The 15,266-nt window shown below is 59.5% G+C and carries 13 protein-coding genes; 10 read left to right on the plus strand and 3 right to left on the minus strand.

The window, feature by feature from the left end; genetic code table 11:
* Positions 1–264: 264 nt before the first annotated feature.
* Positions 265–1,455 (plus strand): GAF domain-containing sensor histidine kinase, encoded by a 1,191-nt coding sequence (locus GSQ73_RS11335; RefSeq protein WP_254063390.1) that lies wholly within the window; start codon positions 265–267, stop codon positions 1,453–1,455.
* A 24-nt stretch (positions 1,456–1,479) separates the two neighbouring features.
* Here GSQ73_RS11335 and GSQ73_RS11340 read toward each other — a convergent pair whose 3' ends face one another.
* Both GSQ73_RS11340 and GSQ73_RS11345 read right to left on the minus strand, forming a co-directional pair.
* On the minus strand, positions 1,480–2,091 hold the full coding sequence (locus tag GSQ73_RS11340) for a cytochrome b/b6 domain-containing protein (RefSeq protein WP_158884061.1): 612 nt from the start codon (positions 2,089–2,091) through the stop codon (positions 1,480–1,482).
* Entirely contained in the window at positions 2,088–3,176 is a 1,089-nt protein-coding gene (locus GSQ73_RS11345; protein WP_158884063.1) for a catalase family peroxidase, read from the minus strand. Before GSQ73_RS11345 ends, GSQ73_RS11340 begins: the two co-directional genes overlap by 4 nt.
* Positions 3,177–3,385: 209 nt before the next feature.
* Between GSQ73_RS11345 and GSQ73_RS11350 the strand changes: the two genes are divergently transcribed.
* The 9 genes from GSQ73_RS11350 to GSQ73_RS11390 all read left to right on the plus strand — a co-directional run bounded on the left by GSQ73_RS11350 (position 3,386) and on the right by GSQ73_RS11390 (position 14,612).
* Entirely contained in the window at positions 3,386–5,014 is a 1,629-nt protein-coding gene (locus tag GSQ73_RS11350) for a tetratricopeptide repeat protein (RefSeq protein ID WP_158884065.1), read from the plus strand.
* Positions 5,015–5,110: 96 nt separating this feature from the next.
* Positions 5,111–6,781, plus strand: coding sequence for a urocanate hydratase (hutU, locus tag GSQ73_RS11355; protein ID WP_158884067.1), 1,671 nt, complete (start codon positions 5,111–5,113; stop codon positions 6,779–6,781).
* 107 nt (positions 6,782–6,888) lie between these two features.
* A complete protein-coding gene (locus tag GSQ73_RS18055; RefSeq protein ID WP_158884069.1) occupies positions 6,889–7,848 on the plus strand; it encodes a restriction endonuclease in 960 nt (319 codons plus the stop codon).
* Positions 7,849–8,383: 535 nt separating this feature from the next.
* Positions 8,384–9,520 (plus strand): radical SAM protein, encoded by a 1,137-nt coding sequence (locus tag GSQ73_RS11365; protein ID WP_158884071.1) that lies wholly within the window; start codon positions 8,384–8,386, stop codon positions 9,518–9,520.
* Positions 9,520–10,134, plus strand: a complete 615-nt coding sequence (locus tag GSQ73_RS11370; protein ID WP_158884073.1) for a 3'-5' exonuclease — start codon at positions 9,520–9,522, stop codon at positions 10,132–10,134. Before GSQ73_RS11365 ends, GSQ73_RS11370 begins: the two co-directional genes overlap by 1 nt.
* Positions 10,131–10,697 (plus strand): AAA family ATPase, encoded by a 567-nt coding sequence (locus tag GSQ73_RS11375; RefSeq protein ID WP_158884075.1) that lies wholly within the window; start codon positions 10,131–10,133, stop codon positions 10,695–10,697. Before GSQ73_RS11370 ends, GSQ73_RS11375 begins: the two co-directional genes overlap by 4 nt.
* Positions 10,698–11,131: 434 nt before the next feature.
* Positions 11,132–11,470 (plus strand): hypothetical protein, encoded by a 339-nt coding sequence (locus GSQ73_RS11380; protein ID WP_158884077.1) that lies wholly within the window; start codon positions 11,132–11,134, stop codon positions 11,468–11,470.
* A 215-nt stretch (positions 11,471–11,685) separates the two neighbouring features.
* Entirely contained in the window at positions 11,686–13,506 is a 1,821-nt protein-coding gene (locus GSQ73_RS11385) for an alkaline phosphatase family protein (protein WP_158884079.1), read from the plus strand.
* A gap of 230 nt (positions 13,507–13,736) precedes the next feature.
* Positions 13,737–14,612: a trypsin-like serine protease gene (locus GSQ73_RS11390; RefSeq protein ID WP_158884081.1), complete on the plus strand. Its 876-nt coding sequence runs from the start codon at positions 13,737–13,739 to the stop codon at positions 14,610–14,612.
* A 48-nt stretch (positions 14,613–14,660) separates the two neighbouring features.
* On the opposite strand, the gene GSQ73_RS11395 is transcribed toward GSQ73_RS11390, so the two are convergent.
* Positions 14,661–15,089: an Sbal_3080 family lipoprotein gene (locus GSQ73_RS11395; protein ID WP_158884083.1), complete on the minus strand. Its 429-nt coding sequence runs from the start codon at positions 15,087–15,089 to the stop codon at positions 14,661–14,663.
* Positions 15,090–15,266 lie beyond the last annotated feature (177 nt).

Here is a 15,266-nt window from a genome sequence, read left to right on the forward strand (position 1 = left end):
AACACCCTTGGGTTGTGTCACCGCCGCCTGGACCGTGAGCCTAGCCAACAACTATCCGCCACGGATTGTACACATGGCGAGAAAACCCGCGACGGCGCGCTCACGCCTGGAAACAGCTGCGGTAATTGCCCCTATGCAACCGGAAAGGCCGGCGAAACGCCGACCCGATACTATCCGCGCGGCAACCGCTAAACTTTCATACCTATGCGCACCCCGGGACCGCCACCAACTTCCACACGAACGGTCGACGACGACATCCGTGCGGTGTCGCGCATCGATGCCGTGCCGACGATCCTGCAGACGGTCGCGCACACCACCGGCATGCGTTTCACCGCCGTCGCGCGCGTTACCGACACGCACTGGACCGCCTGCGCCGTTTACGACCATATCGATTTCGGCCTGGGCGTCGGCAGCGAACTGGTGCTCGAATCCACCATCTGCAACGAAATACGCCAGCACCACCAGGCGGTGGTGTTCAACCAAGCCAGCAAGCATCCGTATTTCTCCACCCATCACACGCCGAAAATGTACGGTTTCGAGAGCTACGTCTCGATCCCGATCTTTCTCGCCAACGGCGATTTCTTCGGCACGCTGTGCGCCATCGATCCGCTGCCGGCCAAGCTCGATGATCCCAATATCGTCAGGACGCTGGAGTTGTTCGCGCAGCTGATCGGCGCCGAGCTCGATGCGCAGGACCGTATGGAAATCAGCGCGAACGCATTGCTTGATGCACAGCAAACGGCCAAGTTGCGCGAGCAGTTCATCGCCGTGCTCGGCCACGATCTGCGCAACCCGCTGATGGCGATCCAGGCGGGTGCCGAAGCCTTGCAGTTGAAAGTCTCTGACGAACGGTCACTGACCATCCTGCAGCACATGCTCCGCAGTGGCGACCGCATGGGCGGCCTCATCAACGACATCCTCGATTTCGCGCGGGGCCGCTTGGGTAGTGGCATTCCCGTGGTGCTTGAAACACAACATGATCTGGCCGATCAGCTGCGCAATGTCATCGCCGAAGTGCAGCAGGCCAACCCGGGCCGGGCCGTGGACGCCGCCATTGCCATCGACATGCCCGTCGCGTGCGACCCGGGCCGGCTTGCGCAGTTGCTGGTCAACCTCCTTTCCAACGCGCTCACGCACGGCGCCGACGATCAACCCGTGCTCGTTGTCGCCCGTAGCGACAACACCACGTTCGAACTCACCGTCGTCAACGGTGGCCAGCCGATTGCTGCCGACAAGCTCGATCGCCTGTTCGAGCCGTTCACCCGCGGTGACGAGCAACTGCCTTCCGGCCTCGGCCTGGGTCTGTATATCTCGATGGAAATCGCCAAGGCACATGGCGGCACGTTGCAGGTCTCGTCGACCGAAGCGGAAACCTGCTTTGTGTTTCGCATGCCGGTGCAAGGCATGCAACGGCAGCACCACGAAAGTCGTGAAGAGCGCGCGCTGAATCGCTGAATTCCGCCAGCGTCGCTCACCGCTTCAACGCAACAGTGAATCCTCCGAATCGTCCGGCGGCTCGTCGATCAAACCCAGTTCTTCGCCGAGTTCCGGCACGCGCTCGCCGTGCGCCATGCTCGAGAAAACACCGTCGCGACGAATCAGTCCGTGGTACAGCGCAGCGCCCATGTGCGCGAGAAACGTCAGCAGCAACGCTGCGGCAAACCACGCATGCATGTGACGCAGCACCGCGAACGCGGTCGGGCTCACCGGAAAGATCGGCGGCAATCGCAGCGTGTCGCTCAGCATCACCGGATAACCGCCGGCCGAAAGCATTGCCCAGCCGATCAGCGGCATCGCCACCATCAGGATGTACAGCAGCCAGTGCGACGCAAGCGCCGCCAGCTTCTGCAACGCAGGCAGGTCGGCGGGCAACGGCGGCGGCGGATTTCGCACGCGCACCACGATGCGCACGATCGCCAGTATCAATATCGCAATGCCCAGCGGCTTGTGGATGCGCAGCAACAGATCGTGTCGCTCCGACACCGACGCCACCATGCCCACGCCGATGAAAAGCATCGACACGATCAGGATCGCCATCAGCCAGTGCAGCGTGCGCGCCGCGCGCGTGAAATGCGGGATCTGCGAACTCATGGCGTGCCCTCCGGTTTTGCATGCGCCGCGGCGGTGCCGGGCAGGTGGGCTTCCTCGCTGGTGCGGCGCAGGTACGAATCGGCATACGCGGCAGAACGCGCCGGCAGCAAGGGATCGTCCGACGCCTCGATGCCTGCGGGCAGCACCAGCGGGTCGTAATTGATGTCGCGGCATGGGCCGCTGTCCTGCGGTTCGGCGCGATCGATCACCAGCGTGCCGGCCTCGATCGTCTTGCGTGTCGCCGGCCACACCTTCGTCGCGTCGTTGGTCGGGTCGCTTGCGTCGGCCAGCGTCAACTGCAAGGTCCAGCGCAAGGGCGACTGGCGCAACCGCTGCGTGAGATCGGCGGCGAGATAATCCGCGTCGCCGGCCTTGCCCGTGTCGACAGTCGCATCGCTGGCCTGCGGCACCATGCGCCAGCGCACCGGCTGGCGCAGGCCGTTCGCATCCACCAGCACGAACGCGTTGAGGCTGTCGTAATACTCGGTGGCAAAACTTGCCGATGGCTTCGCCGTTTTCACCCACGCGAGAAACGCGGCGGTTTCCGGATGCGACGCGAAAAACGCGCCGATCTTTGCGGCATCCGGTTTGCCCGTCGCGGGGTCCGGCTGCTGCGCCTGCAGCTGTTCGAAAAACGCCTGTGGCGTCGCCACCGGAAACACCGGCATCGAGTTCATGCCCGTGCGCCACTGCTGTCCGTTCGCCAATGCAAACCGCAACGCCATGCTGCGTATCGGCACGCTGCCATCGGGCGCATACGGGTTGCTGCCCGGTATCGCAAAACGCCCGACCACCGGCGTGCGGCCTTGCGCAAACACCTTCGCGATGGACAACGGCTGCGCCTGTCCATTGCTGTCGAAATAGCCGCCCACGCAAACACCCTTCGCGTGATTGCGACGAAATCCGGGAAACGTCCCCGCGTCTTTCTGAAACTGATCCACCAGTTTTTTCGGCGTCAGCCGCTGCGGCGACAACCAGCCACCGACATAGGCGAAAGCCGCGACTGTCATGGCCAGCACGGCGATGATCACTACCCACAAAACAATCGGTCGTGATCGACCTTCGCGTATCGATGGTTCTGGCATGGTTGGCTCCTGGGCAATCGAGTAGTGGCGTGCAGCGACGAGTTCGTGTCGACATCCATGCCGCGAATCTTTCGTCCCCCCCCGTGACCCGAGGTTACACGCGTTGCCTAAAGCTTTCGTGATGCGGGGCGCATGATCAGTCGCACGACTGACAAGCGTTGCTATGCGGTGCTACTGTCGCGCCCATCGTGCTTTTGGGGGAGCAGGTTATGACGTCGCATGGACGCGTGGTTCTGATCACGGGCCTGGTTATCCTGGGTATCGTCGGGTGCTGCTGGATCGTCTCCGACATCGCATGGCGAACCTCCCAGGCAACGCACGTCGCGCAGGCGCAACGCGCCGGGCAAGCCGCTCGTTCATGGCCTCCACCTCGGCCTGCATTCACCCCCGACGAGGTGCGTGCCTTTCTCGCCAAGGTCAGGAGCGCCGAGGCCATCGCCGATCCGTTGCAGCGGTGCGTCAGTTATCCCGATCCGCCACGCAGTCACTGGTCACCGGAATCGGCAAAGGCGTATTGCCTTTATTACCTGCAACAAACCATCACATTCGACGAGGCTGAAAAACTCATCGAGCACGGGCAGGCTGCCGAGCTGGATCGCCGACTTGCACAGGAGCTGCAGGCGCAACTCACTCGCCCGGACTCGCACGGCTTGCTTGACCACACGTATTTCGCCTCGTTCAACGATGGCTCGTTCGACGTGCGTGAGACACTGGACGCATGGAAGCGCGCATCGCCCTCCAGCGCCTTTGCCTTCGCCGCAAGTGGTTCGGCCTATGTGGCGATGGCTTCCAAAGCGCGCGGTGGCGCCTACATAAACGAAACGCCACAAAGCAACATCGACGCCATGGACCGCCTGCTGCAACAGGCCGATACCGACCTGCAGCGCGCAGCCAAACTCGACCCCAAGGTCACGCCCACCTACGTCGCCATGATCAACGCCGGTTCGATGAGCCTGGGCGGCGATTACCTCCGGCGCGCCGCACAAGCCGGCCTGGCCGCGGCACCCGACAACTACGCCATCTACGGCACCCTCAGTGGCGCGACAGAGCCACGATGGGGTGGTTCGCTCGCCGCCATGGATCACATGGCCAGGCAGGCGCAGGCGTACGTGAAACAGAATCCGCTGCTGGCGATCCTGCTTTCCGCCGAGCCGGCTTATCGTTATGACGTGTGCAACTGCCGGTCTTCGGCCGACTGGTCCATGTTCCCCACGGTATTCGACAACGTCTCCAGCGTGTCGTTGCTGTCCTATGCCGGTGGCGCGGCCAGCGAGCAGAACCACTTCGACCTCGCAGCGATCTATCTGTCCGAAGTGTTGCGCTTTCAGCCCGGCGCCGAAGGCGCGCGCCGGCAGCGTGACGTCAGTTTGCCCGCCTTTGGCGAAACCGCCATGGCGCTGGACGATGCCAGTCGCCTCATCGCCGCCGACCCGTTGCCGTCTCGCAATTTTCGGGCGCGCGCCGATATCTATATGTCGATGGGGAAAGTTGCGCTTGCCGAAAAGGATCTCGAGCAGGCACTGGCGATCGACCCGGACGACATCGATGTGCTCGTGCCGCTGGGCGACCTCTATGCCAACCAGACGTACGAGTGGGACAAGGCCTGGCATATCGCCGATCGCATCATCCAGAAATATCCAAACAGCCCCGCTGGATGGATGACGCGGGCGACCATCCAGGAAAACCAGCCGCGCGCGGGCCTGGCCGACACCCTGCAGCACGTCGTCGAACATTTTGGCCATGACCCTTCCATGCAATGGCAGATCAACCGTATGCGCGAAGTGCTCGCGAGGGGGCCGAGAAGCGCGCCGAGTTTCCGGGCGTCGAAAAATCACTAGGCCTGCGGTCGATCCGAGCCGCTGCGGCAAGCGTCCGGCGTCCGTTTTTTGCCTCGCCTATACTCGATCGTCTGTCCCGTCCAAGAGCCTCGACGCATGAACGCACCCACCCGCATCGACACCACCCGCACCATTCGCGCGCCGCGCGGCACCGAGCTTTCCTGCAAGAGCTGGCTCAGCGAGGCGCCGTTCCGCATGTTGCAGAACAACCTCGATCCCGAGGTGGCGGAGAATCCGGCGGAGTTGGTGGTGTATGGCGGCATCGGTCGTGCCGCGCGCAACTGGGAGTGCTTCGACGCGATCCTGCTTGCGCTGCGTGAACTCAACGACGACGAAACCCTGCTGGTGCAGTCCGGCAAACCGGTCGGCGTGTTCCGCACGCATGCGGATGCGCCGCGCGTACTTATCGCCAACTCCAACCTCGTGCCGCACTGGGCCACCTGGGAGCACTTCAACGAGCTCGATAAGAAAGGCCTGATGATGTACGGCCAGATGACCGCCGGCTCGTGGATCTACATCGGCTCGCAGGGCATCATCCAGGGCACCTACGAAACCTTCGTCGAGATGGGCCGCCAGCATTACGGCGGCAATCTCAAAGGGAAGTGGCTGCTCACCGCCGGGCTCGGCGGCATGGGCGCGGCGCAGCCGCTGGCCGCATCGCTGGCCGGCATGTGCAGTCTCAATATCGAATGCCAGCAGAGCCGCATCGATTTCCGCCTCAAGACCCGTTACGTCGATGAGCAAGCCAGCAACCTCGACGACGCACTCGCGCGCATCGCCAAGTACACGAAAGCCGGCGAAGCGAAGTCCATCGCGCTGCTCGGTAACGCCGCCGACATTCTGCCCGAGCTGGTCAAGCGCGGCGTGCGTCCCGATGCCGTTACCGACCAGACCAGCGCGCACGATCCGGTCAACGGCTACCTGCCGCAGGGCTGGACGGTGGAGCAGTGGTTCGAGCGTCGGAAGAGCGATCCCAACGGCACGCGCGATGCCGCCAAGCAGTCCATGAAAAAGCACGTCGACGCCATGCTCGCGTTCCACGCGCAAGGCATCCCCACCTTCGACTACGGCAACAACATCCGCCAGATGGCGAAAGACGTCGGCTGCGAGAACGCCTTCGCGTTCCCTGGCTTCGTGCCCGCGTACGTGCGCCCGCTGTTCTGCCGCGGCGTCGGCCCGTTCCGCTGGGTCGCGCTGAGCGGCGATCCGGAAGACATCTACAAGACCGACCAGAAAGTGAAGGAACTGATCCCCGACGACGCGCACCTGCACAACTGGCTCGACATGGCCAAGGAGCGCATCAGCTTCCAGGGCCTGCCCGCACGCATCTGCTGGGTCGGCCTCGGGCTGCGCGACAAGCTCGGCCTCGCCTTCAACGAGATGGTGCGCAACGGCGAGTTGAAAGCGCCCGTCGTCATCGGCCGCGACCACCTCGACTCCGGCAGCGTCGCCTCACCCAACCGCGAAACCGAATCCATGAAAGACGGCAGCGACGCCGTCAGCGACTGGCCGCTGCTCAACGCGATGTTGAATGTTGCAGGTGGCGCCACCTGGGTTTCCCTGCATCATGGCGGCGGCGTGGGCATGGGCTATTCGCAACACTCAGGCGTCGTGATCGTGTGCGACGGCACGGCCGAGGCGGACAAGCGTATTGCGCGCGTGTTGTGGAACGATCCGGGCACCGGCGTGATGCGGCATGCGGATGCGGGGTATGAGATTGCGGTGGAGTGTGCGAAGGAGTTGGGGTTGAAGTTGCCGATGGTTTGAGGATGCTTCGATAGCACACTTGAGCGTGCACTACCTCAATCGAGGTTTTGGAAGAGTAGAGTCATCTTCAAAAACCACATGTGCGAGACAGTGAGGGTAAGAACAAAATGGATGCTGAGTTCCACTATCCGCCGGATGTCTTCGATTTACTAATTGAGACCATTTCGCGCTTAAGTCGGGGCAAAAAAGGTGTCGTTCTGTTTCTTCAAGGCGCTGGAGTTGCGCATGACGACCTTGCTGAGGTCAACGAAATCGTTCGTACTAACCCCAAGTCTATTACTAAGTTTGAAATCGTACGTAAGGTACTTACGAAGGTAAATGCGCGTGGAGACAGTGGCCTTCGCCCGCGCCGCGAGATCATAAAGCGCGTCACTGAATTTGAAAGTTTTGATACCTGTTGGCCAGAGGATCGGCTCGAAGCGAAAGGACTCGTGGCCAGTGTTCGTGAAGCGGTAAATGCCAAAGACTCGTTCACGAGGATGAAGCGAGAGCGCGATGTGGAGCGCGAGCAAGTGCTTTCTCGTCAACGGCGTGAGCAGGTGGCTGCTGCCCTTAAACGAGCAAACATCGAAGACGTAAGCAGGCGGCTATTCGCCTTGTTTTCAATGGACAAAGAACCTCAAGAGCGGGGTAGGCTGCTCGAAGCCGTGCTAAACGACCTCTTCAAAGTCTATGGCATCCTTGTTCGTGAGGATTTTCGCAGGAGGGAGCCGGATAGTGGCGTAGTTCTTGAACAGATTGATGGTGTAATTGAACTCGACGGCACGATTCATCTTGTTGAAATGAAGTGGCTAAATTCACCTGTAGGAATGGGGGAGTTTTCACCGCATCTCAGTCGACTATTTATGCGTGCTAACGCACACGGAATTTTCATTGCCACAAATGGATACACGCAGCCGGTCATCACCGAATGCGCGAACGCGCTAAGTCTTAAGACTATGTTTCTGTGTTCGTTGCAAGAGTTTGTGTTGCTGCTTCAGCGACAGGGTGATCTTGTGGAATTTCTCAAGGAAAAGTCTCGCGCCGCCATTGTTGATAAGAAGCCATACTTGGAAATTCTCGGCTAACTTGAGGGGACAGATATGCGCGGATACCTACCCGTCTTTGCAGCTGTGATCGGACTGGCCGGGTGCGGAGGCAAGGTTCAATCGCCGGGCCCGATTATTGGAGCGGGGACATTGAAGTGCTTGGAATGGACGCAAGCCCGCTCGACCTACGATTCTTCAAGGGACAGCGCGTTGCTCGTTGGCATGGCGACAAGTTGGCTCACGGGTGATGTTTCCGGCCGCTCGCAGGGGATGGAGCACGAAGACCTAACCATCGCGACACTACAAAAGCGCCTCGACGCTCAGTGCCAGCGGAGTCCTTCAGTGACGATTGCTGAGGGTGCTGACTCATTGATTCACGAACTAGACATGGATCGTCAGTAGCAACCAGAACGTCTACATCGGAGCTGAATAAAGGTCAGGTTCATTTAATTCGGCTTGATAAATGAATCTGACCCCTTTGTTCACTGATCCAACTTCTTCAAAAACTGATGTACGTCGTAGTTGAATCCGCTAAGGATGTCTGCGACTCGAATGAGTCGCTAGGAGCCCAGCAATGGATAAGCACGTTGCCATCATTGGAACCGCACAGTTGTCACAGGTCAATCCGAGCCTTAAGAACCCTGTCGAATACCGCAAAAGCGGGCTGAGCCTCAACCATATCATCGGTTGTCCTTTGGATTGCAGCTACTGCGTAAGGCACTTGTTCGGTAATTTCGATCAGCGTAAGCCTCTAGCGTTGATGACTGACGAGCAAGCTTTTGAGCAGCTGATCTCACATCGCTACTTCCAGCCTCACATCACACCAATTCAGTTGTTCAATCGGGCAACCGATCCGATGCTTCCTGAGGTGAAAAATCATACTCATAAGATATTGCGATTGCTGGATCAATCCGGACTGACCAACAACGTCCTCGTCATTACCCGCTGGCGCGTGACGCCAGAGGACTGCGTGCGATTCAATGCCTTGAGCAATATCAAGCTGACCATATTGGTAACGTACTCGGGCATCGACGACCCTGAGGTCGAGCCGATCAAGTCATCAATTGCTGCCAGCAGTCTAGGCGTCCTGTTCAAGCATGCGCAGCGGTACAGGACGTTGCTTTATTGGCGACCTATCGTTCCAGGACTCAATGACTCGGTGCAGCACATTGATCGGGCGGCGCAATTAGCGAGACACGCTCACGCGACGGTTTTTAGCGGATTGTTCTATCGTAAAGAGATTGCGCAGTATTACCAAAGCCAGGGTATTCCCGAACCCTATAGCTCGACCGCGAGGCGCAAGCTTCTGCCGCTGGAGGACGAAAAGCGGTTGATCAGGATTTACCAAACGCACACCTCGAGCGCTCCCATCTTTCGCAAGACATCCTGTGGTGTGGCCTATGCTCACCAACAACCCGATTACAATGGTCATTTCGGCATCACGGAAATCTGTGACATTTGCCCGTCCACGCAGTTCTCGACGTGCAAAGCCGCTTGGAAAAAACCTGATGACGCGCTTCTTAGCAGCTTGTGCAAGAGCCTAGGAGTCCAGGGTGAGCCCGTGATTACAGATCGTTCCATCGTTGTTCGCGGCCTGGATGAACAGCGGCGATATTTCCTACAGCACACGCTTGGATATCAAGTACATGATATCGACAAGCCGCATCACTATGAGCGCCATGGCCGCTCGGAAGCTGAGAGGAATACCTGATGATGGAAATGAAGTTTCAGTGGCCATCCGAGCCCATCGTAATCGTCGACGTCGAAGGCAATGGCCATTCTCCGCCTGATCTTGTGGAACTTGCCATTTCCTCATTTCCAATTGTCGAGGGCATTGGTCCATCGAGTTGGCTCATCAAGCCTCCCAACCCGATTACCTGGCAAGCGAAACAAGTGCATGGCATCGGTAATTCGGATATAAAAAGCTCCCCTACTTGGAATGAGATAGAAGGCGATGTAGAACGGCGTTTACGAGGTAAATGGTTTGTCGCCCACAACGCCTCCGTGGACTATGGCGTGATCAAACGCCATCTACCGGAATGGGTTCCCATCGGCGTGATAGACACATTGAAGCTTGCTCGTCATGTTTATCCAAATGCTCAGAGCCATGGCCTCTCGGCACTGCTGGCTTTGACTGGCTTGGAAACAGAGGTGTCAGGTGAGCTGCACCGTGCCGGTGAGGATTCTCGGGTGACGGCACTCCTCCTAGGCCGCCTGATCACAGACTCGCTTTGCAAGAGCTGGATCGAGATATGCAAGATCGCCCAGCTCAAAACGCAAATACAAAAAAAGCCAGTTGCGCCGGATCAAGGGGACCTATGGTGAGCGCCATTGTTATCGGTGTGGCCGGCACTCATTCGACCGGCAAGTCCACGTTCTGTCGTGACCTGAAAGCTTGCATTGAGTTGAAGGGTATTCGCGTGGTGACCATTCCGTCCTTCGGCGCGCGCGCGGTTCTGGAAAAAATTCCAGTGTTAACCCACCATACCTACGATTCCACGATGTGGTTTATTGAAAGAACGCTTGAAGCGGAACAAGCAGCTCGCGCCAATGCTGAGGTCGTGCTTGTCGATCGTCCTGTCATCGATGCGGTGGCTTACTGGAACGCGGCCCTTGCGTATCGAGGCGCCAGCGCCGTTGCGTGTGAGGCGAAAGCGGTAAACGAGCTCATGCTCAACCACTGCTCAAACTGCGCGACTGTTATTGCTACAAAGCTTGATACGTCCGTCGTTCTTGGCCCTGGGCGAGACATTGACGCCGTCTTCAGGGAATTGGTGGACTCGCACTTGCACGAGCTTCTCGGCCGCTATTCGATTCATCACCGGGTGCTTGCTCCAGCGGTGCGAGAAGTGCTTCTCGGAGAGCTCACCGCTGAGCTATCGAGTTAATTCAATCGTCCCGGGTTCCGCGAAAAAGGGGACGGAGGCTGAGGTTTCCCCACGAATCTCCTCGCTCAATCAAAACGTTGCGTGCGTTCTGAAGGAACAGTGCGCGCATGATGCGGTCATTCCTCACGGGTTACGAAGCCAGAGGAGACCACACCATGCGCGTGACCAAAGTATTGCAAAAACGAAATAGGGGTCAGAGTGCGCTTTTCAGTCGGTCGGCATTTTGCGGGGTCGCCCGATCCTGAGTGGTCCGACCGAGCGCGCCAGCTGGGCTTCGATGTCGGAACGAAAGCGATCTGAGCCAAGCGCATGTTGGCGTTGAAAAACAGGGTCAGTGCGCCTTTCACTCGTTCGAAAGTTGTAGGGGCCGCCCGAACAGGTTTGCCGCGCCCATACTGACGCCGCATTGAAGATCGCAACTCGGGGGGTGATCCATGAGCCGACTCCTCAACGAGGTCGATGCGGCCATTGCCCGCATGCCTTGGAGTGAAGACGAGAAATCGCAGGTGCGCAGGCGCGCACGACGGTATGACCACGCATGCGGCTGCGGCTTCGGTGGTGCGTTTCTTGTGCTTGCGATCCTGGCCTGCTTGGCCCGCCTCGTTTTGGCCGATCCTTTCTCCTGGAGCCTGATCCCCCTTGGTGTGATCGGCGTTTTCTGCGCCGGGCTCGCGGGCAAGGCGATCGGAGTCGGCTGGGCGAAGGTGAGGCTGCTGTTCCTGCACCGTTCGCTGATTCGCCTCATGCCGGCATCAAGGGGAGTGCTTCCATGACAACTTGCACGAAATGGGTCACCAAGGCCGTTATTACCTGCAAGAACTGGTCGTCGAAGACCGATTACGAATGCACGAACTGGGCGGATGAGGGCTCCGACCAATGTTCGGCATGGGCCGACGAAGGCTCCAGTCAATGCACCTCGTGGAGCAAATGCCATTGGTACACGCCGTGGGACTGCATCGCCGGCTTTTTCTGTCGCGCCTGGTACTGGGTGGCGAAGTGGGTCTGCAAGGGCTGGTATTGGGTGGCGAAATGGGTCTGCAAAGGTTTCGCCTGGGTGGTGGAGAAGTTCTGTGTCCTGTTCGGATGGATCCTTCAACTCGTCTGCCTCGCCTGGGATACGCTCCGGTGCGCGCTGCTCGGCTTCTGGCACTGGCTCACATCACTGTTCGGCCGCGGCGGCGGAAAGAGCGGACCGCAGATCGAGCATGTCTTCGTACTCATGCTGGAAAACCGTTCTTTCGATCACATGCTGGGCCTCAGCGAGCTGACCGGCGTGGATATCGATGGCAACCCCGTCGCCGCCAATGGCGTGGCCGTGAACGTCAACACGAATTTCGATGCCAGTACCGGCACCGACGTATCGGTTGGCTCCCCCGCCGAGTACTACCTCTCGGACGCGGAAAAAGGCCCCGGCCACGAATTCGAGAACGTGCTCGCGCAGCTTTGCGGCACCGCATACACCCCGGGCGCTCCGTACCCTGCCATCAACAACCTGGGCTTCATCGCCGACTATTTCGCCGGTGATGCGCCCGATCCGGCGCGCATCATGCGTTGCTACAGCCGCGAGCAATTGCCGGTCATGAACCAGCTCGCCCGGGAATTCGCCGTCTGCGACAGCTGGTTCTCCTCCTTGCCGGGTCCCACGTTTCCGAACCGCTTCTTTGCGATGGCGGCCACCTCGGGTGGACTCGACGGCAGTCCCAGCGATCCCGATACCGTCATTGCGACGGGCTTCGAGGGCTATCGTTTCGAGAACGGCAGCATCTTCGACCAGCTTGACCAGTATTGCCTGCCGTGGCGGATCTATCGCGGTGACGATTTCCCCGCGGCGTACCTGCTGAGCGGCATGAACCTCAACGAGCTTCAGGGGCGCCTGACCGGTTTCGAAAATTTCGAGAGCGAAGTCAACGACCCGGGCTTCGACAAGAAGTTTGTCTGGATCGAGCCGAAATATGGCGCCGACAAGTTCGATATCACCGGCCCCGGCAGTTTCACTTGCGGCAACTCCATGCATCCACTCGATGACGTGAGGCGCGGCGAAAAGCTGATCAAGAATGTCTACGAGGTGATCCGCAATTCGCCGCATTGGGAGAACAGCGTGCTGATCGTGACGTTCGACGAGCATGGCGGCTTCTACGATCACGTCGCACCACCGGCCGCCACACCGCCCGGCGACGAGTTCACCGAGGCGTACATCCAGCATCACTTCCAGTTCGATCGATACGGCGTCCGCGTGCCGACGCTGGTGATCTCGCCCCTGATCCGCAAAGGCCTGATCGACCAGACGGAACGTGATCACACGTCAACGCTGGCGACGTTGCAGAGATTGTTCGGGATGGGTCACCTGACTGCGCGGGATGCCCATGCCGCCGACCTGCTGCCGCTCTTTTCGCTGGCGACCCCGCGAACCGATGCACCGCTCACACTATTGCCGGTGGCCGACGATCTCCCGCCACTCCCATGCGGCGACGAGGATGACGGATCGGGCGTGCGTCTCAGGGAAGAGCTTGCCGAGTTGCGGGCTGCCAGGGTCGACGGCATCTATCGCCGCAAGCAAGTTCGCGAGGCGCCTGTGGATCCGTCCCAGATCGGATTCCTCCAGGTCGCGTTGCTGCGCGTGTTGCAGGACGCTCCCTATCCCGACAGGCAGCAATGGATCGAGGACTATCGTCGGATCCGGAACAATCTCGACGCAGCTATCTTCATGACGGAAGCGAAACTGAAGCTCCGCTATGGCGCCGATGTAAAGAGGGAGGCGCGCCTGAATTCGAAGCGGTTGGCGCGGGCGCAGCGCCACAGGTCCGCCTAGTTCCTCTTTATGTTTCTCCGGTTCCTCCGTCCCGTTGAGGTGATACGTCGCCGAGGCGAGACGCGGTTCATGGCGCCGCCGCCGCCATATTCGCGCGAGTGCATGCGGCGGAAAACCGCGGGTCAGCACGGAGTTTTTTTTGAGACACTTTTGAAAATCGGATCTGACCTGTTTCAGCTGATATCGAGAACAGAGAACTTTCTCCATCCCCTTACTGCCTGAGAACACGCATGTTGTCGAAGTCGCTTTGCCTTGTGCTGCTGGTTCTTTCATTTTCCGCTGGTGCGGTTGTCATCCGAGACGACGTCAGTGACGCGAAGTATCGGGTGCCCGATTCCGAACTGCCTGCACTGGCCGATATACCGATGGAAGGCCAAGGCGTGTTGATCGATCCGCAGTGGGTCGCCACTGCCGCGCATGCGGTGACATGGCAATCCGGCGGCGTGAACGAGGTGACCATCAACCATGTTCCCCGGCATGTCGAACGTGTTGTGCTTTATCCGGGATACCAGAAACTTCCTCAACCGCTGATCGACAAGGCCGTTAAAACCGGTGACGCGACTCAGATCATCGCGTTTCTCTCGGCATCAAACGACGTCGCTTTGTTGAAATTGAGCGAGCCGGTCACCGATGTTGCCCCGATCGCCATGTACAGAAGCGGCGACGAAATGGGAAAGACCATCAAGATCGTGGGTAAGGGGGCGACCGGAACGGGATCTCGCGGGCAGGATGTCCCCGGTGGCCATCGCACGGCGCTCCGTCGCGCATTCAACAAGATCACCGGTGTTCAAGACCAATGGCTCAGCTACACATTCCATAAGCCACCGTCAGCGTTGCCACTTGAGGGCATATCGGGCGATGGTGACAGCGGCGGCCCCGCGCTCATCCAGGTCAAAGGCCAGTGGCAAGTGGCTGGACTGGTTTCCTGGAAACGTGGGAAAGACAACGCCATTCTTCTTCACCCAGGCTCCTACGGCCAAACCAACTACAACGTCCGCCTGAGCCACTATGCGAATTGGATTGATAACGTCATTCTTGCCGAAAAAACACACGGTGGAGGTAGCACGGTGGATGGCAAGAACGTACAAGACAGGGCCGAAAAGTAACGAAGATGTCAGAGACATCTCACAACTGAGTGTCTCTGACCCTCACTGCTACGAATGAACCCCCGCCAGCAGCTCGTCCATCACCGGGTCCATCTTCGCTTTCGTCCCACGCCACTTGCCCATGTCGAAGCCGCCTTTGCCGTTGAGGTGATACGTCGCCGAGGCGACGAGGCGGCCGTGTTCGGTGATGCGGATTTCGGCGTGGGAGAGGTAGGGTTTGAAATCCCACGAACGCAGCGCCGTGTAATCGACCAGGTACTCGCAGGAGGCGGGCAGGTCGCGGTCATAGACTTCCGCCGCGATGCCGTGCCGCTGGAAGCCATCCTGCATCACCAGCACAAAGTCGGCGACGGCCACCGCCGGGTTGGTGCGGATGCAGACGCGGTTCATGGCGACGCCGCGATCCACCGGTTTCACTTTCACGCTCGTGCACGCCGCCAGCGCCAGCACCGACAACGCCAGAATCCGAAGCTTCATGTTGTTCCCCTGTGGCTGGCGACCCCGTCACCCCTGCGGCGAGCTTACCGAATCAGCAACGCCGCGCCACTGGTACTTCCTACCGTGGTGACCATCCGCCAAACGGCTGATGCACAGGCCTTCTCGCTCAATCTCAAAGCTGCACCAACTGGCCGTTGAGTCTTTTGCCTCATCGAT

The sequence above is a fragment of the Rhodanobacter sp. L36 genome (assembly GCF_009765755.1).
GTDB lineage: Bacteria > Pseudomonadota > Gammaproteobacteria > Xanthomonadales > Rhodanobacteraceae > Rhodanobacter.